Source organism: Variovorax ginsengisoli (genome assembly GCF_030486595.1).
Taxonomy (GTDB): domain Bacteria; phylum Pseudomonadota; class Gammaproteobacteria; order Burkholderiales; family Burkholderiaceae_C; genus Variovorax; species Variovorax ginsengisoli_B.
Genome location: NZ_JAUJZH010000016.1, coordinates 88,908 through 109,161 on the forward strand (window position 1 = coordinate 88,908; position 20,254 = coordinate 109,161).

19 protein-coding genes are annotated in these 20,254 nt (G+C 67.9%); 2 read left to right on the forward strand and 17 right to left on the reverse strand.

Annotated elements, in window-relative coordinates:
• Window positions 1-144 precede the first annotated feature (144 nt).
• Window positions 145-540: a hypothetical protein gene (locus tag QZH52_RS21450; protein ID WP_286531797.1), complete on the forward strand. Its 396-nt coding sequence runs from the start codon at window positions 145-147 to the stop codon at window positions 538-540.
• Between the two features lie 65 nt (window positions 541-605).
• On the opposite strand, the gene QZH52_RS21455 is transcribed toward QZH52_RS21450, so the two are convergent.
• The 11 genes from QZH52_RS21455 to QZH52_RS21505 form a co-directional block, all read right to left on the reverse strand.
• Window positions 606-833: a hypothetical protein gene (locus tag QZH52_RS21455; RefSeq protein ID WP_301812625.1), complete on the reverse strand. Its 228-nt coding sequence runs from the start codon at window positions 831-833 to the stop codon at window positions 606-608.
• A 201-nt stretch (window positions 834-1,034) separates the two neighbouring features.
• Complete coding sequence (locus tag QZH52_RS21460; RefSeq protein WP_301812626.1) at window positions 1,035-1,598, reverse strand: hypothetical protein; 564 nt, start codon at window positions 1,596-1,598, stop codon at window positions 1,035-1,037.
• Window positions 1,599-1,607: 9 nt separating this feature from the next.
• Complete coding sequence (locus QZH52_RS21465) at window positions 1,608-3,647, reverse strand: ABC-F family ATP-binding cassette domain-containing protein (protein ID WP_301812627.1); 2,040 nt, start codon at window positions 3,645-3,647, stop codon at window positions 1,608-1,610.
• Window positions 3,648-3,778: 131 nt separating this feature from the next.
• Window positions 3,779-4,660 carry a 50S ribosomal protein L3 N(5)-glutamine methyltransferase gene (gene prmB, locus QZH52_RS21470; protein WP_301812628.1) on the reverse strand — a complete coding sequence of 294 codons (882 nt, stop codon included), beginning with the start codon at window positions 4,658-4,660 and terminating at the stop codon, window positions 3,779-3,781.
• A complete protein-coding gene (dapE, locus tag QZH52_RS21475; protein WP_301812629.1) occupies window positions 4,657-5,826 on the reverse strand; it encodes a succinyl-diaminopimelate desuccinylase in 1,170 nt (389 codons plus the stop codon). Before dapE ends, prmB begins: the two co-directional genes overlap by 4 nt.
• Window positions 5,827-5,843: 17 nt before the next feature.
• The gene (locus tag QZH52_RS21480) at window positions 5,844-6,992 is read right to left on the reverse strand and encodes a PilT/PilU family type 4a pilus ATPase (protein WP_301812630.1); all 1,149 of its coding nucleotides are present in this window, start codon (window positions 6,990-6,992) and stop codon (window positions 5,844-5,846) included.
• Between the two features lie 76 nt (window positions 6,993-7,068).
• Window positions 7,069-7,893 (reverse strand): 2,3,4,5-tetrahydropyridine-2,6-dicarboxylate N-succinyltransferase, encoded by an 825-nt coding sequence (dapD, locus tag QZH52_RS21485; RefSeq protein ID WP_301812631.1) that lies wholly within the window; start codon window positions 7,891-7,893, stop codon window positions 7,069-7,071.
• Window positions 7,894-7,901: 8 nt separating this feature from the next.
• Window positions 7,902-9,101: a succinyldiaminopimelate transaminase gene (dapC, locus tag QZH52_RS21490; protein WP_301812632.1), complete on the reverse strand. Its 1,200-nt coding sequence runs from the start codon at window positions 9,099-9,101 to the stop codon at window positions 7,902-7,904.
• A gap of 58 nt (window positions 9,102-9,159) precedes the next feature.
• Window positions 9,160-10,506 (reverse strand): amino-acid N-acetyltransferase, encoded by a 1,347-nt coding sequence (gene argA / locus QZH52_RS21495; RefSeq protein ID WP_301812633.1) that lies wholly within the window; start codon window positions 10,504-10,506, stop codon window positions 9,160-9,162.
• A 25-nt stretch (window positions 10,507-10,531) separates the two neighbouring features.
• Window positions 10,532-10,951, reverse strand: coding sequence for a PIN domain-containing protein (locus QZH52_RS21500; RefSeq protein ID WP_301812634.1), 420 nt, complete (start codon window positions 10,949-10,951; stop codon window positions 10,532-10,534).
• The gene (locus tag QZH52_RS21505) at window positions 10,948-11,193 is read right to left on the reverse strand and encodes a hypothetical protein (RefSeq protein ID WP_286531806.1); all 246 of its coding nucleotides are present in this window, start codon (window positions 11,191-11,193) and stop codon (window positions 10,948-10,950) included. Before QZH52_RS21505 ends, QZH52_RS21500 begins: the two co-directional genes overlap by 4 nt.
• 75 nt (window positions 11,194-11,268) lie before the next feature.
• On the opposite strand from QZH52_RS21505, the gene hrpA reads away from it, so the two are divergent.
• Entirely contained in the window at window positions 11,269-15,153 is a 3,885-nt protein-coding gene (hrpA, locus tag QZH52_RS21510) for an ATP-dependent RNA helicase HrpA (protein WP_301812635.1), read from the forward strand.
• A gap of 64 nt (window positions 15,154-15,217) precedes the next feature.
• Here hrpA and QZH52_RS21515 read toward each other — a convergent pair whose 3' ends face one another.
• The 6 genes from QZH52_RS21515 to lptF form a co-directional block, all read right to left on the reverse strand.
• On the reverse strand, window positions 15,218-15,376 hold the full coding sequence (locus QZH52_RS21515; RefSeq protein ID WP_214685614.1) for a DUF3309 family protein: 159 nt from the start codon (window positions 15,374-15,376) through the stop codon (window positions 15,218-15,220).
• A gap of 110 nt (window positions 15,377-15,486) precedes the next feature.
• Entirely contained in the window at window positions 15,487-16,653 is a 1,167-nt protein-coding gene (locus tag QZH52_RS21520; RefSeq protein ID WP_301812636.1) for a pyridoxal phosphate-dependent aminotransferase, read from the reverse strand.
• Window positions 16,650-17,591 (reverse strand): CysB family HTH-type transcriptional regulator, encoded by a 942-nt coding sequence (locus QZH52_RS21525; RefSeq protein WP_301812637.1) that lies wholly within the window; start codon window positions 17,589-17,591, stop codon window positions 16,650-16,652. The genes QZH52_RS21520 and QZH52_RS21525 overlap by 4 nt, the downstream gene beginning before the upstream one ends.
• Before the next feature lie 63 nt (window positions 17,592-17,654).
• Window positions 17,655-18,023 carry a sirohydrochlorin chelatase gene (locus tag QZH52_RS21530; protein WP_301812638.1) on the reverse strand — a complete coding sequence of 123 codons (369 nt, stop codon included), beginning with the start codon at window positions 18,021-18,023 and terminating at the stop codon, window positions 17,655-17,657.
• A 13-nt stretch (window positions 18,024-18,036) separates the two neighbouring features.
• The gene (gene lptG, locus QZH52_RS21535) at window positions 18,037-19,143 is read right to left on the reverse strand and encodes an LPS export ABC transporter permease LptG (RefSeq protein WP_301812639.1); all 1,107 of its coding nucleotides are present in this window, start codon (window positions 19,141-19,143) and stop codon (window positions 18,037-18,039) included.
• On the reverse strand, window positions 19,140-20,249 hold the full coding sequence (lptF, locus tag QZH52_RS21540; RefSeq protein ID WP_301812640.1) for an LPS export ABC transporter permease LptF: 1,110 nt from the start codon (window positions 20,247-20,249) through the stop codon (window positions 19,140-19,142). The genes lptG and lptF overlap by 4 nt, the downstream gene beginning before the upstream one ends.
• Between the last annotated feature and the right edge of the window lie 5 nt (window positions 20,250-20,254).

The following is a 20,254-nucleotide window of genomic DNA, read 5'->3' on the forward strand; positions in this document are numbered from 1 at the left end:
GCATGACGCGCGGATGTCGCTCATGGAAGCGGTGTCAGGGTCGGTTGCGTGGGTTTACGCCAGCTTTGCAATCCCTCGGTGCACGCTGTTCGACGCACCCGCGTTGACTGTGTACGGGGCAGTTGCCTCGAACAGGAGATTTACATGCAGGCAGGTCGCTCAGTGTTGGTCAAGTTGGCAGCGGTCGGCGTCCTCGCCGTCGCAGCCCTCGCAGGTGCCGCTTCAGCCAGCGCCGGCACAAACTGGTCAGTGGGTATCGCAGTCCCCGGCGTGGTCGTCGGCGCGGGCGAGCCGGCGCGCTACTACGAGCCGGCGCCTGTCTATGCGCCTCCGGCTCCGGTGTACTACCAGCCGGCGCCCGTGTATCGCGCTGCCCCGCCTGTGGCCTACGCGCCCGCGCCGGTCTATTACGAGCCGGGGTACCGTGGCGAGGGGCGGCGTTTCTATCGCTCCGAGTGGAACGATGGTCGGCGCTGGGACCATCGCGACTGGCGGCATGAGCGCCGTGAAGAACGCCGGGGATGGGGCGATCGAGACTGATCGAGACCTGAAGCCGCACAACAAAAAGGCCGTTCGAGACGGCCTAGGGTTTGCTTGATCGGGTCCTAAGCGGCCTCGCTGCCGTCCAGCGCGGCGTGGCGCGCGCCCGCGATCGAGGACACCACGCCCACGGCGCTGGCACGCAGCAATTCTTGCCGCAAGGCGGCCTCGAGCAACCTGCGGGCCGTGTCCGGCCGGTCGTGGTCGTACTCTTCGTCCAATTCGCAATGCAGGTAGTAGTCGACTCTGGCCATGAGCCTCTCGACCGACGCTGCGAGGTCTGTCTCGTTCATATTCCGCTCCTCCGAACCAGTCGCGCGGATACGACCTTGGTTTGATCTCGACTTCCCTTTTGTCACACGCTTGACGCATCCGGCCGCCAAGTGTGCAAGTCATCGCATTATCCGCCTGCTTGCACAATAGCTCCCCATCCGATGTCGTCGTAGGCCAACAACTCGTTCAGGTTGATAATTTTCGAGTTCTTTGGTATTGGCTCAGCGAAGCCGAAGTCGATTCCACGCGCTGGTCAACCTGGACGGCCGTGCGAGCGGTTCCGTTCGCCCGCCCTGGGGTGGCGGCAACTGATGCCGGACGGCCTGCGCCACCCGGACGCAGTCCTTGATGTGCAATTCGCCCAGCGAGCGGAGCGCGGCGTAGCTGAGCGTGGCAGAGACCACTTGGCCGGCAAGGGGAATGAAGCGGGCCGCCTGGCTGGCGGTCAGCTTGACGCCGGCATGGCGCGCCAGAGCGACCAGCAGGTCGCGGGTGACCAGGCGCCCGACCAGCAGTGCTCCGACGGTGGCTGCGGCCTTGCGGATGCGCTCGCGCTCGTGCGGCGCCAGGCGCTCGACCTGGGTCACTGAAAGCCCGAACTCGGTGCTGATCTGAGGCACCACGCGGGCCAGCAGGGCCGCGTCGGCAGCCCAGTCGAGGCCCGGAATGGGCATCGCGCCGACGGCGGCCGCCATCATCGCCTTGCGGCCCAGCAGGCGGCGACTGCGCCGGATCGCGGCAATCAGCTGTGGGTCACCCTGCGCGAGTTCGATGGCGGAAGACATTCCGCCCCATTATGAGGTTGCGAGCGCCTCGAGTTGGTCCGACAGCGCCAGCCAGCGCTCCTCGAGGCTCGCGATCTCGTCGCCGAGCGCCTTCAGGCGCTTGCCTGCCTCGGCTATTTCCGGCGCCGGCAGGGCCTGGGCGAGCCGTGCTTCCAGCGTCGCCTTCTCGCTGCTGGCGGCCGCCAGGCGCTGGTCGACCTGGGTCAGCTCGCGCTTCAGGGGCTTGGCCTGGTCGCTGCGCTGCTGGCGATCCTGCGCGTCCTGCTTGCGCTGGTTCTTGCCCGCGGGGGCGCTGTCGGCCGCCCTGGGCACCGGTGCGCTCGCCGCCGGGGCTTCGGCCGGCGCGGCGGCGGCTTCGACCGCCACGGCGGCGGCGGCATCGCGGGTCGCCACCTTGGCCTCCTCGCGCAGGCGCTTGGCCTCGTCGAGGAGGTAGCGCTGGTAGTCGTCGAGGTCGCCGTCGAAATCCGTGACCACGCCCCGGCCGACCAGCCAGAACTCGTCGCAGACCGAGCGCAGCAGCGCGCGGTCGTGGCTGACCAGCATCAAGGTGCCTTCGAACTCGTTGAGCGCCACGGCAAGCGCCTCGCGCGTCGCCAGGTCCAGGTGGTTCGTGGGCTCGTCGAGCAGCAGCAGGTTGGGGCGCTGCCAGACCATCATGGCCAGCACCAGCCGCGCCTTTTCGCCGCCGCTCATGGTGCCGACCGGCTGCTTGACCATGTCGCCGCTGAAGTTGAAGCTACCGAGGAAGCCGCGCAGCGCCTGCTCGCCAGTGCCTTCCCGGGCAGCGCTGCCGAGTTCGCGCGCCATGCGCACCATGTGCTCCAACGGGTTGTCCTGGGGGCGCAGCACGTCGAGTTCCTGCTGCGCGAAGTAGCCGATGTTGAGGCCCTTGCCCTCCGTGACGGTGCCGGCGAGCGCGCCCATTTCGCGCGCGATGGTCTTCACCAGCGTCGACTTGCCCTGGCCGTTGGCGCCCAGGATGCCGATCCGCTGGCCGGCCAGCACCGAGCGGTTGACGCCGCGCAGGATGGTCTTCGGCGGCTCGTCCTCGATCTCGTAGCCGAAGCTCGCGTCGCTGATCGACAGCATCGGATTAGGGATGTTGCCCGGCTCCTTGAATTCGAAGGTGAAGTCGGCCTCGGCCAGCAGCGGCGCGACCCGCTCCATGCGCTCGAGCGCCTTGACCCGGCTCTGCGCCTGCTTGGCCTTGCTGGCCTTGGCCTTGAAGCGGTCGATGAACTTCTGCAGGTGGGCGATCTTGTCCTGCTGCTTGCTGAAGGCGACTTGCTGCTGTTCCATCTGCAGCGCGCGCATGTCCTCGAACTTGCTGTAGTTGCCGCCGTAGCGCGTGAGCTGGGCGTTGGCGATGTGCAGGGTGACATCGGTCACGGCGTCGAGGAACTCGCGGTCGTGGCTGATCACGATCATGGTGCCGGCATAGCGCTGCAGCCAGGCTTCGAGCCAGACCAGCGCGTCGAGGTCCAGGTGGTTGGTGGGTTCGTCGAGCAGCAGCAGGTCGCTCGGGCACATCAGGGCGCGCGCCAGCTGCAGCCGCATGCGCCAGCCGCCCGAGAAGCTGTTGACGGGCTCGTCGAGCTCGTGCGACTTGAAGCCCAGGCCGAGGATCAGCGCCTGGGCGCGCGGCACGGCGTCATGCTCGCCGGCGTCGGCCAGGTCGGTGTAGGCGTGGGCCAGCTCCATGCCGATGTCGGGGTCGTCCGGGTTGGCTTCGTAGGCGGCTTCGATGGCCGCCAGCGCCGCGCGCAGTTCGCCGAGCCGGGTGTCGCCGCCGACCACGAAGTCGGTTGCCGATTCGTCGGTCTCGGGCATGTTTTGCGCCACCTGGGCCATGCGCCAGTGCCTGGGCACGGAAAAGTCGCCGCCGTCCTCGTGCAGCGTGCCGTTGAGCAGGGCGAACAAGGTGGACTTGCCGGCACCGTTGCGCCCCACCAGGCCGACCTTCTCGCCCGGGTTGAGGGTGACGGTCGCGCCGTCGAGCAGGACCTTGGCGCTGCGGCGAAGAATGACGTTTCTGAGAGTGATCATGGATAGGGGACCGTAGGGGCGATTATCCCGTGCGCGTCCAGGCGGCCTGGCGCGAGGGGGCATAGGGCACATCAGCCCGATGAAGGGGGCGCAGCCGAGGCTGCGGGGAAGGCGGCGAAAGACGGGCGCCGCTAAGGCTCGCCGGCACCCGCCAGCAGGGCCTCGCGGGTCACCAGCAGGACCTGGTCCTCGCCGGCCGAGCTTTCGAGCCAGACGACTTCGAGCTGCGCAAACGCGGCTTCGAAGTTCGCCCGCTCGTTGCCGATCTCGAGCACCAGCACGGCCTGCTCGCTCATGCGCGACGGCGCGTCGGCGAACAGCCGGCGCACGAAGTCCATGCCGTCGCTGCCGCCGGCCAGCGCGAGTTCGGGCTCGGCCCGGTACTCGGCGGGCAGGGCGGCCATGCTCGCGCTGTTGACGTAGGGCGGGTTGCACAGCACCAGGTCGTACGGACCGCGCACTTCGGCCAGGCCATCGGAATGGATCAGGCGGACGCGGGCGTCGAGCTGGTGCCGGGTGACGTTGATCGCCGCCACCTCGAGCGCCTCGAGCGACAGGTCGGCGGCGTCCACGCTCACCTCCGGATAGGTCAGGGCGGCGAGGATCGCGAGGCTGCCGTTGCCGGTGCACAGGTCGAGCACGCGCCGGGTGTGGTCGCCGAGCCAGTAGTCGATGGAGCCGTCGGCGATCAGTTCGGCGATGAAGCTGCGCGGCACGATGGCGCGTTCGTCGACGTAGAAGGGCACGCCCTGCAGCCAGGCCTCACGCGTCAGATAGGCCGCCGGCTTGCGGGTCGCGATGCGCTGCGCGAACAGTTCGCCGATGCGCGCCGCGTCGGCGGGAGACACCGGCCGCTCGGCCACCGCGTCGAGTTCGTCGAGCGGCAGGCCCAGGCGCCACAGCACCAGCCAGACCGCTTCGTCGAAGGCGTTGTCGGTGCCGTGGCCGAACGCCACGCCGGCTTCGGCCAGCTGCCTGGCGCCGGCCTGGATCAAGGCGATGACCGTGCTCATGCGGTCAGCGCTTCGAGCCGTTCGAGCGTGCGGCGGTAGATGTTCTTGAGCGGCTCGATGTCGGCCACCGCGATGTGCTCGTCGATCTTGTGGATGCTGGCGTTGACCGGGCCGAGTTCGACCACCTGCCGGCAGATCTTGGCGATGAAGCGCGCATCGCTGGTGCCGCCGCTGGTCGACAGCTCGGTCTGGAGGCCGGTCTCGTCGCGGATCGCCTGCTGCACGGCTTCGACCAGCGCGCCGGGCACGGTGAGGAAGGGCAGGCCGCCGACCGTCCAGGCCAGCGTGTAGTCGAGGCCGTGGGCGTCGAGCACCGAGGCCACGCGCTGCTGCAGCGACTCGGGGGTCGACTCGGTCGAGAAGCGGAAGTTGAAATCGATCACGGCCGCGCCCGGGATCACGTTGCTGGCGCCGGTGCCCGCATGGATGTTGCTGATCTGCCAGCTGGTCGGCTGGAAATGATCGTTGCCGGCATCCCAGCCGCCCGCCGCGTTGAGCGCGACCAGTTCGGCCAGCGCCGGCGCGAAGGCGTGCACCGGGTTCTTCGCCAGGTGCGGGTAGGCAATGTGGCCCTGGACGCCGTTGACCGTCAGCCGGCCGCTCATGGTGCCGCGGCGGCCGTTCTTGATCATGTCGCCGCAGCGCTCGACCGAGGTCGGCTCGCCGACGATGCAGTAGTCGATCGCCTCGCCGCGCGCCGCCAGCTGGTTGCAGACCACCACCGTGCCGTCGATGCCGGGGCCTTCCTCGTCGCTGGTGAGGAGCAGCGCCAAGGTGAGACGCGGGTCGGGCGTGGCGGCCAGGAACTCCTCGATGGCGACCACGAAGGCGGCCAGCGAGGTCTTCATGTCGCAGGCGCCGCGGCCGTACAGGCGGCCGTCACGGTGGGTCGGGGTGAACGGGTGGCTGCTCCACTGCTCGATCGGACCGGTCGGCACGACGTCGGTATGGCCGGCGAAGGCCATGGTCTTCGGCTGGTCTGCGCCGCCTGGCCGCACCGCCCACAGGTTGGTGACACGGAAGTCGGCAGGGCCGCTTTCGATGGTCTCAAGCCGGAATCCGAGCCGCGCCAGGCGCTCGCCGAGGATCTGCTGGCAGCCGCCGTCGTCGGGGGTGACCGAGGGGCGGGAGATCAGTTGTTCGGCGAGCTGAAGCGTTCGGGACATCGACAGGGGCAGGTGGCTCAGGGACGCACGTCGAGCGTGATGTCCGTGAAGGTGGGTTCCTCGACCTGGTCGAGGAGGGAGCGTTCTTCGTTGCGCGCGGGCGGCGCCTTGCGGTTCTGCAGGCGCCACATCAGGTTGGTCGGCGAATCGGCCTGGGACAGGCCTTCCTCGCGCGTCACCAGATTTTCGGTGATGAGCCGCGCGATGTCTTCCTCGAAGGTCTGGGACCCTTCGGCCATCGATTGTTCCATGGCTTCCTTGACCGCCGAGAAGTCGCCCTTGCCGATCAGTTCGGCCACCAGCGCGGTGTTCAGCAGCACTTCGAGCGCCGGCACGCGGGCACCGCTGGGCGTGCGCAGCAGGCGCTGGGCCACGATGGCGCGCAGCGCGCCGCCGAGGTCGCCCAGCAGCGTGGCGCGCACTTCGACCGGGTAGAAGCTCAGGATGCGGTTCAGCGCCCGGTAGCTGTTGTTGGCGTGCAGCGTGGCCACGCACAGGTGGCCCGACTGTGCGTAGGCGATCGCGGCGGTCATGGTCTCGCGGTCGCGGATCTCGCCGATCTGGATCACGTCGGGCGCCTGGCGCAGCGCGTTCTTGAGCGCGATCTGCAGCGACTGGGTGTCGCTGCCGACGTCGCGCTGGTTCACCATAGACTTCTTGTTGGTGAAGGTGAATTCGATCGGCTCCTCGACCGTGAGGATGTGGCCGGTGGCGTTCTCGTTGCGGTAGTCGAGCATCGAGGCCAGGGTGGTGCTCTTGCCGGCGCCGGTCGAGCCGACCATGAGGATCAGGCCGCGCTTTTCCATGACCAGGGTCTTGAGGATCTCGGGCAGGTTGAGGTCCTCGAAGCTCGGGATGGTCGAGGCGATGTGCCGCACCACCACCGCGTAGCTGCCGCGCTGGCGCATGGCGCTGATGCGGAAGTTGCCGGAGCCTTCGAGCGCGATCGCCATGTTGAGCTCGCCGGTGCGCTCCAGTTCGGCGATGCGGTTCTCCTGCACCACCTCGGACAGCAGGCTGAGCGGTGCCTCGGGCGGCAGCACCTGGGCGTTGATCGGCATGCAGTTGCCGTTGATCCGGATCAGGGCCGGGGAGTTGGCCGAAAGATAGATGTCCGAAGCCTTGCGCTCGGCCATCAGACGAAGAATTCGCTCCATCGTGTTCATCGGCTCTCTCTCCTCGGCGTTGTGGTTCTGGATCAGGTGGCTCGCGGGGGGCCGCCCCCTCAGGCGGCCCGGGTCGTCAGTCGCGCAGCAGGTCGTTCAGCGAAGTCGACGAGCGCGTCTTGGCATCGACCTTCTTCATGATGATGGCGGCGTAGGTGCTGTACTTGCCGCCCGGCTTGGGCAAGGTGCCGGCGACGACCACCGAGCCGGCCGGAACGCGGCCGAAGCTGACGGTGTCGGTGGCGCGGTCGTAGATGGGCGTGCTCTGGCCGATGAAGACACCCATCGACAGCACCGAGTTCTCTTCGACGATGACGCCCTCGACCACCTCGGAGCGGGCGCCGATGAAGCAGTTGTCCTCGATGATGGTCGGGCCGGCCTGCAGCGGCTCGAGCACGCCGCCGATGCCGACGCCGCCCGACAGGTGGACGTTGGCGCCGATCTGGGCGCAGGAGCCGACCGTGGCCCAGGTGTCGACCATGGTGCCTTCGCCGACGTAGGCGCCGATGTTGACGTAGGAGGGCATCAGGATCGCGCCCTTGGCGATGTAGCTGCCGCGGCGCGCCACGGCCGGCGGGACGATGCGCACGCCGGCTTCCTTGAGCTCGTTGGCCGACAGATGCGAGAACTTGGTCGGCACCTTGTCGTAGAAGCCCAGCGCGCCGGCCTGGATCTGTTCGTTGTCCTTGAGGCGGAAGGACAGCAGCACGGCCTTCTTGATCCACTGATGCACGGTCCACTGGCCGACGGCTTCGCGGGTGGCGACCCGCAGGTGGCCGTTGTTGAGCTCGGCGATCACGTGGTCGACGGCGTCGCGCACTTCCTTGGAAGCGCTGGTGGCCGAGATGTTGGCGCGGTCTTCCCACGCGGCGTCGATGGTCTGCTGGAGTTGTTGGGTCATGGAAGAGCTCAGTTCTGGATGAAATTCACGATGCGTTTCGCGGCCTCGGTGCATTCGGCCGTGTCGGCGACCAGCGCCATGCGGATGCGCCCGCGGCCCGGGTTGGCGCCGCCGACCTCGCGCGCGAGGTAGCTGCCGGGCAGCACCGTCACATTGTATTGAGCGTAGAGCGCCCGGGCGAAGGCGGCGTCGTCGCCTTGCCACGCGGGCGGAATGCCGGCCCAGAGGTAGAAGCTGGCGTCGGGCAGGCGGACGTCGAGCACCGGCTCGAGCAGCGGCGTCACGGCGGCGAACTTGGAGCGGTACTGGGCGCGGTTGTCGACCACGTGGAGCTCGTCGTTCCAGGCCGCGATGCTGGCGGCGGCCACGGTGCCGCTCATGGCGCTGCCGTGGTAGGTGCGATAGAGCAGGAAGGACTTGATGATCGCGGCGTCGCCGGCCACGAAACCGCTGCGCAGACCCGGCACGTTGCTGCGCTTGGACAGCGAGGTCAGGGCGATCAGGTTGCGGAAGTCGCTGCGGCCGAGCCTGGCTGCGGCCTCGAGCCCGCCGAGCGGGGGCTCGTCGCGGAAGTAGATCTCGCTGTAGCACTCGTCGGCCGCGATCACGAAACCGTGCCGGTCGGACAGGGCGAAGAGTTTTTCCCACTCGCCGATCGGCATCACGGCACCGGTCGGATTGCCCGGCGAGCAGACGAAGACCAGTTGCGTGCGGGCCCAGATCGCGTCCGGCACGCTGTCCCAGTCGACCGCGAAATTGCGCGCCGGCACGCTCGGCACGTAGTACGGCTCGGCGCCCGAAAGCAGCGCCGCGCCTTCGTAGATTTGATAGAACGGGTTGGGCGACAGCACCACCGGCGCCGGCGTCCGGCTGGCGTCGACCACGGTCTGGGCCAGGGCGAACAGGGCCTCGCGCGAGCCGTTGACCGGCAGCACCTGGGTGGCCGGATCGAGCGCCAGGCCATAGCGACGCTCCAGCCAGCCGGTGAACGACTGGCGCAGCGGCAGGTCGCCGGCGGTGGCCGGGTAGGTCGCGAGGGCGCCCATGCCGGCCGCCAGCGCATCCTGGATGAAGGCCGGGGTCGGGTGCTTGGGTTCGCCGATGCCGAGGCTGATCGGCGCGAAATCAGGGTTCGGGGTGACGCCGGCGAACAGTTGTCGCAGCCGCTCGAAGGGGTAGGGCTGCAGTTTGGCGAGCAGGGGATTCATGATCCTCGATTATCGTGGCAGCGCCGGAACCAGGAGCGGGCGATCATCGTGTTGATCCCTAGAGTTTCTTCACCAGCACCTGGCTCTTGCGGTCCCAGTTGTACTTGCGCTTGCGGGCCTCGGGAAGCCAGTCGGGGTTGACCTGCTGGAAGCCGCGCTTGAGGAACCAGTGCATGGTGCGGGTGGTGAGCACGAAGATGCTGTCCAGTCCCGACGCCTTGGCGCGCTGCTCGACCCGTTTCAGGATGCGCTCGCCGTCGCCCTGGGCCTGCGATTGCGGGGACACGGTCAAGGCGGCCATCTCGGCGGTGCGCGCCTCGGGGTAGGGGTACAGCGCGGCGCAGCCGAAGATCACGCCGTCGTGCTCGATCACCGTGTACTGGCCGATGTCGCGCTCGATCTCGGTGCGGCTGCGCTTGACCAGCGTGCCGTCGCGCTCGAAGGGCTCGATGAGCTGCAGGATGCCGCCGATGTCGTCGGCGGTGGCCTCGCGCAGCGATTCGAGCTTTTCGTCGATCACCATGGTGCCGATGCCGTCGTGCACGTAGACCTCGAGCAGCAGCGAGCCGTCGACCGAGAAGGGCAGGATGTGGTTGCGCTCGATGCCGGCCTCGCAGGCCTTGACGCAGTGCTGCAGGTAGAAGGCGGTGTCGGTCGGGCGCTGGGCCGGTGGCAGCGCCGCCAGCAGCTTGCGGGCGGCGTCGAGCGGCAGTTCGGTGTCGATGGGGTTGTCCTCGCTGATCGGCAGGGACGGGTCCTGGGCGATGCCCGGCACCTCGGTCATGAAGATCAGCTTGTCGGCCTGGATCGAGATCGCCACGCTGGTCGCGACTTCTTCCATCGTGAGGTTGAAGGCCTCGCCGGTGGGCGAGAAGCCGAAAGGCGACATCAGCACCATCGAGCCGAAGTCGAGCGCACGGCGGATGCCGGCGGCGTCGACCTTGCGCACCAGCCCCGAATGCTGGAAGTCGACGCCGTCGACCACGCCGACCGGCCGGGCGGTGATGAAGTTGCCGGAGATCACGCGGATGGTGGAGCCGGCCATCGGGGTGTTGGGCAGGCCCTGGCTGAAGGCGGCCTCGATCTCGTAGCGCAGCTGGCCGGCCGCCTCCTGGGCGCAGTCGAGCGCCACCTCGTCGGTGATGCGGATGCCGTGCGAGTACTTCGCCTCATGACCCTTGGCGCGCAGCTGCTCGTTGACCTGGGGCCGGAAGCCGTGCACCAGCACGACCTTGACGCCCATGCTCTGGATCAGCGCCAGGTCCTGCGCGATGCTGGCCAGCTTGCCGGCGGCGATCGCCTCGCCGGCCATCGCGACCACGAAGGTCTTGCCGCGATGCATGTGGATGTAGGGCGCGACCGAGCGGAACCAGGGGACGAAGGTGAAGTTGAAGACGGTGGACATGAAGGGACTGTGAATGAGGCGTGTGTCAGGTCGGCGAGAACGGATTCTCGACGACAAGCTTGCCGAAGCGCTGGCCGTGCTGGCCGTCCTGCGACACCAGGACGTCGGCGTTGCCGCGAATCGCGGCTTCGAGGATCAGCGCATCCCACCACTGGAGGCGGTGCTTCTGCGCCAGTTCGGAAGCGGCGAGCACGCTGTCGGCGCTCGATCCGATGACCTCGAAGGCGCACAGCTGGGACAGCTGGCCGACCGCTTCGCGCGCGCTCAGCGGCGGCTTCAGCTTGCGCGTCGTGATGTTGTAGAACTCCTGCAGCACCTGGGTGCTGAGCATGACCGTGTCGTCCTTGACCGCCCGGGCGAAGCGGTCGATGGCGATTTCCTTGCGCACCGGATCGCCGGCATCGACGGCGTACACCAGCACGTTGGTGTCGAAGAAAATGTTCATTCGGCGGGGTAGGGCCGATCGTGGGCATCGTCGCGCGACCAGCTCGCGCCCTCGCTGTTGGCCTTGCTGCGCCGCGCCGCGGCAATGAAGGCCTCGCCGGCGATCTGGCGGCGGTCGTTGCCCTGCGCATAGTCGGCAAGGAATTCGCGCACGCGCGCGCTCACGGAGGTGCCTTCGTTGATGGCGCGCACGCGCGCCTTGCGCACGATGGTCTCGTCGATGGCGATGGTGAGGTTGGTCATGTCAGGCGACTCCGGAAGGCTCCACGAGAACAAGTGTAGCACGTGAACCCGTGAAGTGCGATAATGCGCCTTCCCATGAGTTCCCTCCCGCCAGAAACCCGCCGCGCCAGTCCGCTCGCCATCGAATTCCCCGAATCGCTGCCGGTTTCGGCTCGCCGAGACGAAATCGCCAAGGCGATCGCTGCCCACCAGGTCGTCATCGTCTGCGGCGAGACTGGCTCGGGCAAGACCACGCAGCTGCCGAAGATCGTGCTGGAGCTCGGCCGCGGCAAGCTGAACGCCCCGCCAGGCAAGGGCCGGCTGATCGGCCACACCCAGCCGCGCCGGATCGCCGCGACCTCGGTCGCCAAGCGCATCGCCGAGGAGCTGAAGACGCCGCTGGGCGAGGTGGTCGGCTACAAGGTGCGCTTCCAGGACCGGTTGTCCCGCGATGCCTCGGTCAAGCTGATGACCGACGGCATCCTGCTGGCCGAGACCCAGACCGACCCGCTGCTCAAGGCCTACGACACGATCATCATCGACGAGGCCCACGAGCGCTCGCTGAACATCGACTTCCTGCTCGGCTACCTGCGCGAGATCCTGCCGCGGCGGCCGGATCTGAAGGTGATCGTGACCTCGGCCACCATCGATGCCGACCGCTTCGCGCAGCACTTTGCATCCGCGAAGGGGCCGGCGCCAACCATCATGGTGTCGGGGCGGACCTTCCCGGTCGAGCAGCGATACCGTCCCTTCGAGGAGTCGCGCGACCACGACCTCAATGACGCCATCGCCGACGGGGTCGACGAACTCTGGCGCGATCCGCACAACGCCGGCGACATCCTGGTCTTCCTGCCCGGCGAGCGCGAGATCCGCGAGGCCGCCGACCATTTGCGCCGCCACCTGAGCCACCAGCCGCTGATGCGCAGCGCCGAGGTGCTGCCCTTGTTCGCGCGGCTGTCGCAGGCCGAGCAGGAGCGCATCTTCGACAGCCACAGCGGGCGGCGCATCGTGCTGGCCACCAACGTGGCCGAGACTTCGCTGACCGTGCCGGGCATCCGCTACGTGATCGACACCGGCACCGCGCGGGTCAAGCGCTATTCGTTCCGCAGCAAGGTCGAGCAGTTGCTGGTCGAGCCGATCAGCCAGGCGGCGGCCAACCAGCGCGCCGGACGCTGCGGGCGGGTCGCCAACGGCATCTGCATCCGGCTCTACGACGAGAAGGACTTCGAGGGTCGGCCGCGCTTCACCGACCCGGAAATCCTGCGCTCCTCGCTGGCCGGCGTGATCCTGCGCATGAAGTCGCTGCACCTGGGCGATGTCGAGCGCTTTCCGTTCCTGGAGGCGCCGCAGCGGCGCGCGATCGCCGACGGCTACCAGCTGCTGAACGAACTCGGCGCGGTCGACGATGCCAACGAGCTGACGCCGATGGGCGCCGAGCTGGCCCGGCTGCCGCTCGACCCGCGGGTCGCGCGCATGATCATCGAGGCCCGCACGCGCGGCGCGCTCGAGGAGGTGCTGGTGATCGCCAGCGCCCTGTCGGTGCAGGACGTGCGCGACCGGCCGATGGAGATGCAGCAGCAGGCCGACCAGGCGCATTCGAAGTTCGACGACGAGAAGAGCGAGTTCAGCGGCTACCTGCGGCTGTGGAAGTGGATCCTGGATGCGCGCGGCGGCCATGGTGACACGCACAAGCTCAGCAACCGGCAATACGAGCAACTGCTGCGCCAGAACTTCATCAACATCCGCCGGGTGCGCGAGTGGCGCGACATCCATTCGCAGCTGCTCACGGTGGTGACCGAGCACAAATGGCGCATCAACACCCAGCCGGCCGGCTACGAGCCGCTGCACCTGTCGATGCTCTCGGGCCTGCTCGGCAACATCGGCTGGAAGCTCGAGGACGACGAGGCCTACCTGGGTGCGCGCGGCATCAAGTTCTACCGCCATCCCGGTGCCCACCTCAAGAAGAAGCCGGGCCGCTGGATCGTCGCTTCCGAGCTGGTCGAGACCACGCGGCTGTTCGGCCGCGGCATCGCCAACATCGAGCCGCAGTGGCTCGAACAGGTGGCGGGCCACCTGCTGAAGAAGCAGCTGCTCGACCCGCACTGGGAGAAGAAGGGCGCCCAGGTCGCGGCGCTGGAGCGCGCCACGCTCTACGGACTGGTGATCTACAGCGGGCGCCGGGTCGATTTCAGCAAGGTCGATCCGGTCGCGGCGCGTGAGATATTCATCCGCGAGGCGCTGGTCGGCGGGCAGTGGGAAAGCAAGCTGCCGTTCCTGGCGGCCAACCGCAAGCTGGTGCGCGAGGTCGAGGGCCTGGAGCACAAGTCGCGGCGCCAGGACGTGCTGGTCGACGACGAGCTGATCTACGCCTTCTACGACGCCCAGCTGCCGGCCGACGTGTCGAGCGGCCTCACGTTCGAGAACTGGTATCGCGGCCAGTCGCGCGAGCAGCCCAGGCTGCTCTACCTGACGCGCGACGAGCTGATGCGCCACCAGGCCGCCGGCATCACGACCCAGTCCTTCCCGCCGACCTTGCGACTGGGCGGCGTCGACTGCGCGGCCACCTACCTGCACGAGCCGGGCGATGCCAAGGACGGGCTGACCGTCAGCGTGCCGCTGTTCGTGCTGAACCAGGTCAGCGACGAGCGCTGCGAATGGCTGGTGACCGGCATGCTCAAGGACAAGATCCAGGCGCTGCTGAAGAGCCTGCCGCAGAAGCCGCGCGCGCGGCTGGTGCCGCTGCCCGAGTCGGCTGCGCGCTTCACCGAGGTGCTGTCGACGCCCGAGGCCTTCGGCCACGGCTCGCTGACCGACGCGCTCTTGAAGCGGGTGCGCGACCAGACCAGCCTCGACGTCAAGCGCGCCGACTTCAAGCTCGACATGCTGCCGCCGCATCTGTTCATGAACCTGCGGGTGGTCGACGAGCATGGCCGGCAGCTCGGCATGGGGCGCAATCTCGGCGCACTGAAGGCCGAGCTGGGCACGCAGGCGCGCGGAGCCTTCCAGGCGCTGGCCGGGCTCAATGTGCGGGCTTCGCCGGAGCCGGCCCAGACCGGGGCAGGGGCAGGGGGACAGGCCCCGCCCGCAGCAAAAGCCGCGGTCGAGGCGCCGGCGACGCCCACCCTGCCAGCAGGCCAGCGCTACACCGCCTGGACCTTCGGCGAGCTTCCCGAGCTGATGGAAGTGCGGCGCGGAGCGCAATCGCTGATCGGGTTCCCGGCGCTGGTCGACGGCAGCGATGCGGTGACGATCGAGGTCTTCGACGAGCCGGCCGTGGCCGCGGCGAAACATCGGGCGGGCCTGCGCCGGTTGTTCGCCCTGCAGCTCAAGGATGCCCTGAAGTACCTCGAGAAGAACATCCCCGAGCTGCAGAAGATGGCGGTTGCCTTCATGCCGCTCGGCACCGCCGAGGAACTGCGGGCGCAGGTCATCGAGGTGGCGATCGACCGCGCCTTCCTGCAGGAGCCGCTGCCGGCCGACGAGTTCGCCTTCAAGCGGCGGCTGGAGGAGGGACGTGGGCGCCTGACGCTGATCGCCAACGAGGTGGCCCGGCTGGCCGGCACGATCCTGGTCGAGTACGGGCTGGCGCTGCGCAAGATCAAGGACACCAAGGTGCAGCCCGAGGCCACTGGCGATGCGGCGCAGCAACTGCAGCGGCTGGTGGGCAAGCGCTTCATCGCCGACACGCCCTGGCCGCGGCTGCAGCATTTCGCGCGCTACCTGAAGGCGATCATCCTGCGGCTCGACAAGTTGCGCGCCGACCCGGCGCGCGATGCCCAGCGGCTGGCCGAACTGCGGCCGCAGGAGCAGCGCTACTGGCGCCTGCTCGCCGAGCGCAAGGGCGCGGCCGACGAGCGCATGAGCGAGTTCCGCTGGCTGCTCGAGGAACTGCGCGTGAGCTTCTTCGCCCAGGAGCTGCGCACGCCGCAGCCGGTCAGCGTGAAGCGGCTGGACAAGCTCTGGGCCCAGCTGGGGCATTGAGCCTTTGCAGCCAGACAGCAAAAAGCCCGCCGAAGCGGGCTTTCCGTGCGGCAGGCGCCGAGGGCTATATCCGACCCATCAGCAGCAGCACGATCACCACAAGCAGCACCAGGCCAAGACCGCCGCTGGGCCCATAGCCCCAGCTGCGGCTGTAGCCCCAGCTCGGCAGCGCGCCCACCAGCAGCAGGATCAGGACGATCAGCAGAATCAACGAGAGGGACATGGACTTCTCCTAGGGCGGTATGTTTTGAAGCCCTCATCCTCTGCCCCCGGGCGCCCGGCGATCGCGGGAAGCGGCCCCCTCCCGCGGTCAGGACTCTCCTACCGTTCGTGTCAGAGCCGGGCCAGTCGTCCGATCGCGGCCTGCAGGGTTTCGTCCTTCTTGGCGAAGCAGAAGCGCACCACGCGCTGATCGAAGCCGTCACCGTAGAAGGCCGACAGCGGGATCGCGGCGACCCCGATCTCGCTCGTGAGCCACTGGCAGAAATCCGATTCGCCGAGCGCGCTGACCTCGCTGATGTCGACGCACTGGAAATAGGTGCCGGCGCTGGGCAGCAGCTTGAAGCGCGTCTTCGCCAGGCCCTCGGCGAACAGGTCGCGCTTGCGCTGGTAGAAGGCCGGCAGCTCCAGGTACGGCGCCGGATCGGCCATGTAGCGGGCCAGCGCATGCTGCATCGGCGTATTGACCGTGAAGACGTTGAACTGGTGCACCTTGCGGAACTCGGCGCTCAGCGCCGCCGGCGCCGCCAAGTAGCCGACCTTCCAGCCGGTCACGTGGTAGGTCTTGCCGAAACTGCTGACGATGAAGCTGCGCGCCGCCAGGCCCGGGAAGCGCGCCGCGCTCTCGTGGCGGGCACCGGCGTAGACCATGTGCTCGTACACCTCGTCGCTGATCACCAGCACATCGGTCGGCGCCAGCAGGTCCTCGAGCTGGCGCATCTCGGCCTCGGTCCAGACTGTGGCGCTCGGGTTGTGCGGCGTGTTGACGATGATGGCGCGGGTGCGCGGGGTGAGCGCCGCGGAGATCTTCGCGAAATCGGGGCGGAAGCTTCCGGGCGTGAGCGGCACGCGCACCACGGTGCCGCCGGCCAGATCGATGTTCGGCACGTAGCTGTCGTAGCAGGGTTCCAGCACGATCACCTCGTCGCCTGGACGAACAACGGCGAGGATCGCCGTGATGATGGCCTGGGTGGCGCCGGCGGTGATGGTGATCTCGCTCTGCGGGTCGTAACGGTGGCCGTACAGGTTTTCGATCTTGGCCGCGATCGCCTCGCGCAGCGCAAGGATGCCGGGCATCGGCGGATACTGGTTGTGGCCCGCCGCCATGGCGTCGGTCACGGCCTGCAGCAGTTGCGGATCGCAATTGAAATCCGGGAAGCCCTGGCCGAGATTGACCGCGTTCTTCTCGGCGGCCAGAGCCGACATCACGGTAAAGATCGTCGTGCCCACGGCGGGCAGCTTGGTTTGCACTTCGGGGGTGCGGACGGTCGCTCGGCTCACAGTTCGTAGTCCTGGTGTTGACCGCTCAAGGCCTTGGCGATCAGGTTGCGATCGAGCCGGTCGGAGAGCAGCTCGGCGAATTTGAAGACGAAGTTGCGCAGGTAGGCGCTGCGCTTGAAGGCGACGCGGGCGATGTTGACGCCGAAGATGTGGCCCATCGGCCGCACCACGAGATCGGCGTTGGTGTCGTCGCGCACCGCCATCTCGGCCACGATGCCGACGCCCAGCCCGAGCCGCACGTAGGTCTTGATGACGTCCGAGTCGATCGCCTCGAGCGCGATGCGCGGGGTCAGCTTCTTTTGCGCGAAGGCGTGGTCGATGCGGGTGCGCCCGGTGAACGACGGGTGGTAGGTGATGATCGGCTCGTTGGCCAGGTCCTCGAGCGAGATGCGCTCCTTGTCCGCCAGCGGATGGCCCTGCGGCAGCACCAGCACGTGCTGCCATTCGTAGCAGGGCATGGTCACGAGTTCGGCGTAGTCGGCCAGCGATTCGGTGGCGATGCCGATCTCGGCCACCTCGTCGATCACCATCCGCGCCACCTGGTCGGGCGAGCCCTGGTGCAGGCTTACATTGACCTTCGGATAGGCTTCGCGCAGTTTCGCGACGGGCACCGGCAGGACGTAGCGGGCCTGGGTGTGGGTGGTGGCGATCGACAGGGTGCCGCTGTCCTGGGCGCTGAACTGCTCGCCGATGCGCTTGAGATTGCCGACCTCGCGCATGATGAGTTCGATGCTGGCCAGCACATGCTGGCCGGGTTCGGTGATGCGCTTCAGGCGCTTGCCGTGGCGGGCGAAGATCTCGACGCCGAGTTCTTCCTCGAGCTCGATGATCGCCTTCGACACGCCCGGCTGCGAGGTGTGGAGCGCCTTGGCAGCTTCGGTCAGATTCAGGTTGCGCCTGACGGCTTCCTGAACAAACTTGAACTGATGGAGATTCATAACAGATTCCGTATTATTTTCGGATTCATTATGCCTTCTCGGTCTATGAAAATCACTGCAAGTTCAGGATTCGAGTGCTTTCTTCGCCAGCAGGGCGATCACTTCGGGGTCCTCGCCGACAGCCGGGCGAAGCGAGAACGCGACGCCCGGATGGAGGGCCTGGAGTTCGTCGACCAGCCGCGGCAAGTCTTCGCGGACGTGCCGGCCCATGCCCAGGAACAGCGGGACGATCCGGATGCGCCGGGCGCCGGCGACGATCAGCGCCTGCACCGCGGTGCGCAGGTCGGGCGCGACCAGTTCGAGGTAGGCGCAGGCGATCCGGGCCGTGGGGTCGAGCACGGCGACCTGGCGCGCCACCGCCTCGACCGGCGCCCGCCAGCGTTCGTCGCGCGAACCGTGCGCGAACAGCACGATGCCCAAGGGTGTCTGCATGGCGCTTCGGTCGCTAGCGTCTCAGCACCAGCCAGGTGAAGGCGCCGAGCGACATCACGGAATAGATCAGGCCGGGTGCCGCCGCCGTGATCCATGGCCACCAGTTGCCGAGGTTGCCCAGGTAGCCGAAGACGTTGTTCAACAGGAAGAAGCTGATTCCGATCATCACTCCGCCAAACATGTAGGTGGCGATGCCGGCCTGCCGGAAGTGCAGGTAGGCGAAGGGCAGGGCCAGCACGATCATCACCAGGCAGGACAGGGGATAGAAGACCTTGCGCCAGAACTCGATCTCGTAGCGCTGCGCGGTCTGGCCGTTGGCGTCGAGGTGGCGGATGTAGTCGAACAGGTCCAGCGTGCGCATGCGCTCGGGGCGCAGCAGCGCGACCGACACCATCTCGTTGCTCAGCGAAGTCGGCCACTCGAGCACCGGCACCGTGGTGCGGACGATGCGCGGGGCCCCGGGGCCCCGCGTTTCATACAGCTGGCGCTCGGCGTTGATCAGGGTCCAGTGGCCGCGGTCGACCGTTGCGCCGGGCGCGGAGGTTTGCGAGACCAGGAAGCCCTGGCCGTCGAACTCGAGGATCCGGGGATCCTTCAGGATGCCGTTGCGCCCCATCGACACCACGTTGACCGCGAAGGAGGTGTCGCCCTGGCGCTCCTTGAGCCAGGCGCCGGTGTTGCCGATCAGCGCGAGCGGACCCTGGTAGCGGGCCTTGAGCAACTGGGCCGCGCGGTCCGTCACGGGCGCCACGTAGTCGCCGACCGCGAAGGTCAGCACCACGAAGGCGGCCCCGAGCAGCAGCAGCGTGCGCAGGGCCCGCCAGGGGCCGAGGCCGCTGGTGCGAAGGATCGTGAATTCGGAGCTCTGAGCCAGCCGGGCCATGACGAAGATGGTGCCGATCAGCACCGCGATCGGCAGCAGTTCGTAGAGATGGCTGGGAATCAGCAGCGCCACGTAGAGGAGCGCCTGGGGCGCGCCGTAGCCGAGTGAATCGGGACTGGCGATGGACTGCAGCTCGTCGACGAAGTCGAAGAAGAAGAACAGGCTCAGGAAGCCCAGGGCGACGAAGGCGACCGACTTCAGCACCTCCGCGTAGATCAGGCGGCGGATGGTTTTCACGCGTTCGATGTGGTTGCAGGCTGCGCCGGGACGCGGCGCGTCGGGAAGCCCCAGTTGAAATGTCGCTTGGCGAGCCAGAGCAGGCCCAGCACCAGGACGCCGCCGTGCAGTGCGAGCAGGAAGCCGCCGACGCCGAAGCGCCCCGCCCCGACCCAGCTCTGGCCGAGATTGAGCAGGTTGAAGTAGAGGACGAAGGCGAACAGCGCGAACAGCAGGTTGCCGCTGCGGCCGACGCGCGGATTGACGCTCGACAGCGCCAGCGCCAGCAGCACGAAATTGGCGCCCGCGAACAGCAGGCCGATGCGCCAGGCGAGCTCGGCGCGGTTGACCGGATTCGGCTCGCGCAGCAGGGCCAGCGTGGTGCGGGCGCGCACCGGCATCACGTCCAGCGGGTCGCCCGAACGGCCGCCGACCCGGGCGCCGTAGGTCTCGAATTCGCTGATCTTGATGCCGGTCGGCTGCAGCGGCTCCTCGATGCGCTGGCCGTTGCTCAGCATCAGGTAGCGGATGCCGTCCAGGTCCTCCATGCGGCCGCTGCGCGCCGAGGTCACGATGCGCAGGTTGCGCTCGATCGACGAGATGAACACGTTGCTGGCGGTGGCGCTGTCCGGGGCGTCCTTGTCGATGAAGAAGACCCGCAGCCGGCCGGCCGATTCGCGGAACTCACCGGGCGCGACCCGCTCGATGTCGCTGCGCCGCTCGTAGCGCTCGCGCATGTTCTGGGTCTGCGAATTGGCCCAGGGCCAGCCGACCAGGGAGAACAGGGCGATCAGCAGCAGGATCGGCCAGGCGAAGCCGAACAGCGGGCGCAGGAACTCCGCCAGACCGCGCCCGCTCGAGAACCAGATCACCATCTCGCTGTCGCGGTACATGCGCGACAGCGTGCCGACGATCGAAATGAACAGGCAGAGGCTGAGGATGGTCGGCATGTAGCCGAGCACGGTGTAGGTCATCACGAGGAAGACCTCGGAGGGATTCACGCTGCCCTTGGCCGCCAGTCCGAGGGTGCGGATCAGCATCATCGTCATCACGATGGTGACCAGCACCACCAGCGTGGCGCCGAAGCTGCGCGACAGCTCCTTGCGTAGAGAGGAATGGAATAACATCGTCG

Coding starts and splice junctions, on each gene's coding strand:
- QZH52_RS21530 (WP_301812638.1), bottom strand. CDS start 18,023: ATGCAGACACCCTTGGGCATCGTGCTGTTCGCGCACGGTTCGCGCGAC.
- QZH52_RS21460 (WP_301812626.1), bottom strand. CDS start 1,598: ATGTCTTCCGCCATCGAACTCGCGCAGGGTGACCCACAGCTGATTGCC.
- QZH52_RS21500 (WP_301812634.1), bottom strand. CDS start 10,951: ATGAACATTTTCTTCGACACCAACGTGCTGGTGTACGCCGTCGATGCC.
- QZH52_RS21505 (WP_286531806.1), bottom strand. CDS start 11,193: ATGACCAACCTCACCATCGCCATCGACGAGACCATCGTGCGCAAGGCG.
- QZH52_RS21515 (WP_214685614.1), bottom strand. CDS start 15,376: ATGTCCCTCTCGTTGATTCTGCTGATCGTCCTGATCCTGCTGCTGGTG.
- QZH52_RS21455 (WP_301812625.1), bottom strand. CDS start 833: ATGAACGAGACAGACCTCGCAGCGTCGGTCGAGAGGCTCATGGCCAGA.
- dapD (WP_301812631.1), bottom strand. CDS start 7,893: ATGACCCAACAACTCCAGCAGACCATCGACGCCGCGTGGGAAGACCGC.
- argA (WP_301812633.1), bottom strand. CDS start 10,506: ATGTCCACCGTCTTCAACTTCACCTTCGTCCCCTGGTTCCGCTCGGTC.
- QZH52_RS21480 (WP_301812630.1), bottom strand. CDS start 6,992: ATGAACACGATGGAGCGAATTCTTCGTCTGATGGCCGAGCGCAAGGCT.
- QZH52_RS21525 (WP_301812637.1), bottom strand. CDS start 17,591: ATGAATCTCCATCAGTTCAAGTTTGTTCAGGAAGCCGTCAGGCGCAAC.
- QZH52_RS21450 (WP_286531797.1), top strand. CDS start 145: ATGCAGGCAGGTCGCTCAGTGTTGGTCAAGTTGGCAGCGGTCGGCGTC.
- hrpA (WP_301812635.1), top strand. CDS start 11,269: ATGAGTTCCCTCCCGCCAGAAACCCGCCGCGCCAGTCCGCTCGCCATC.
- QZH52_RS21465 (WP_301812627.1), bottom strand. CDS start 3,647: ATGATCACTCTCAGAAACGTCATTCTTCGCCGCAGCGCCAAGGTCCTG.
- lptF (WP_301812640.1), bottom strand. CDS start 20,249: ATGTTATTCCATTCCTCTCTACGCAAGGAGCTGTCGCGCAGCTTCGGC.
- dapE (WP_301812629.1), bottom strand. CDS start 5,826: ATGTCCCGAACGCTTCAGCTCGCCGAACAACTGATCTCCCGCCCCTCG.
- dapC (WP_301812632.1), bottom strand. CDS start 9,101: ATGAATCCCCTGCTCGCCAAACTGCAGCCCTACCCCTTCGAGCGGCTG.
- prmB (WP_301812628.1), bottom strand. CDS start 4,660: ATGAGCACGGTCATCGCCTTGATCCAGGCCGGCGCCAGGCAGCTGGCC.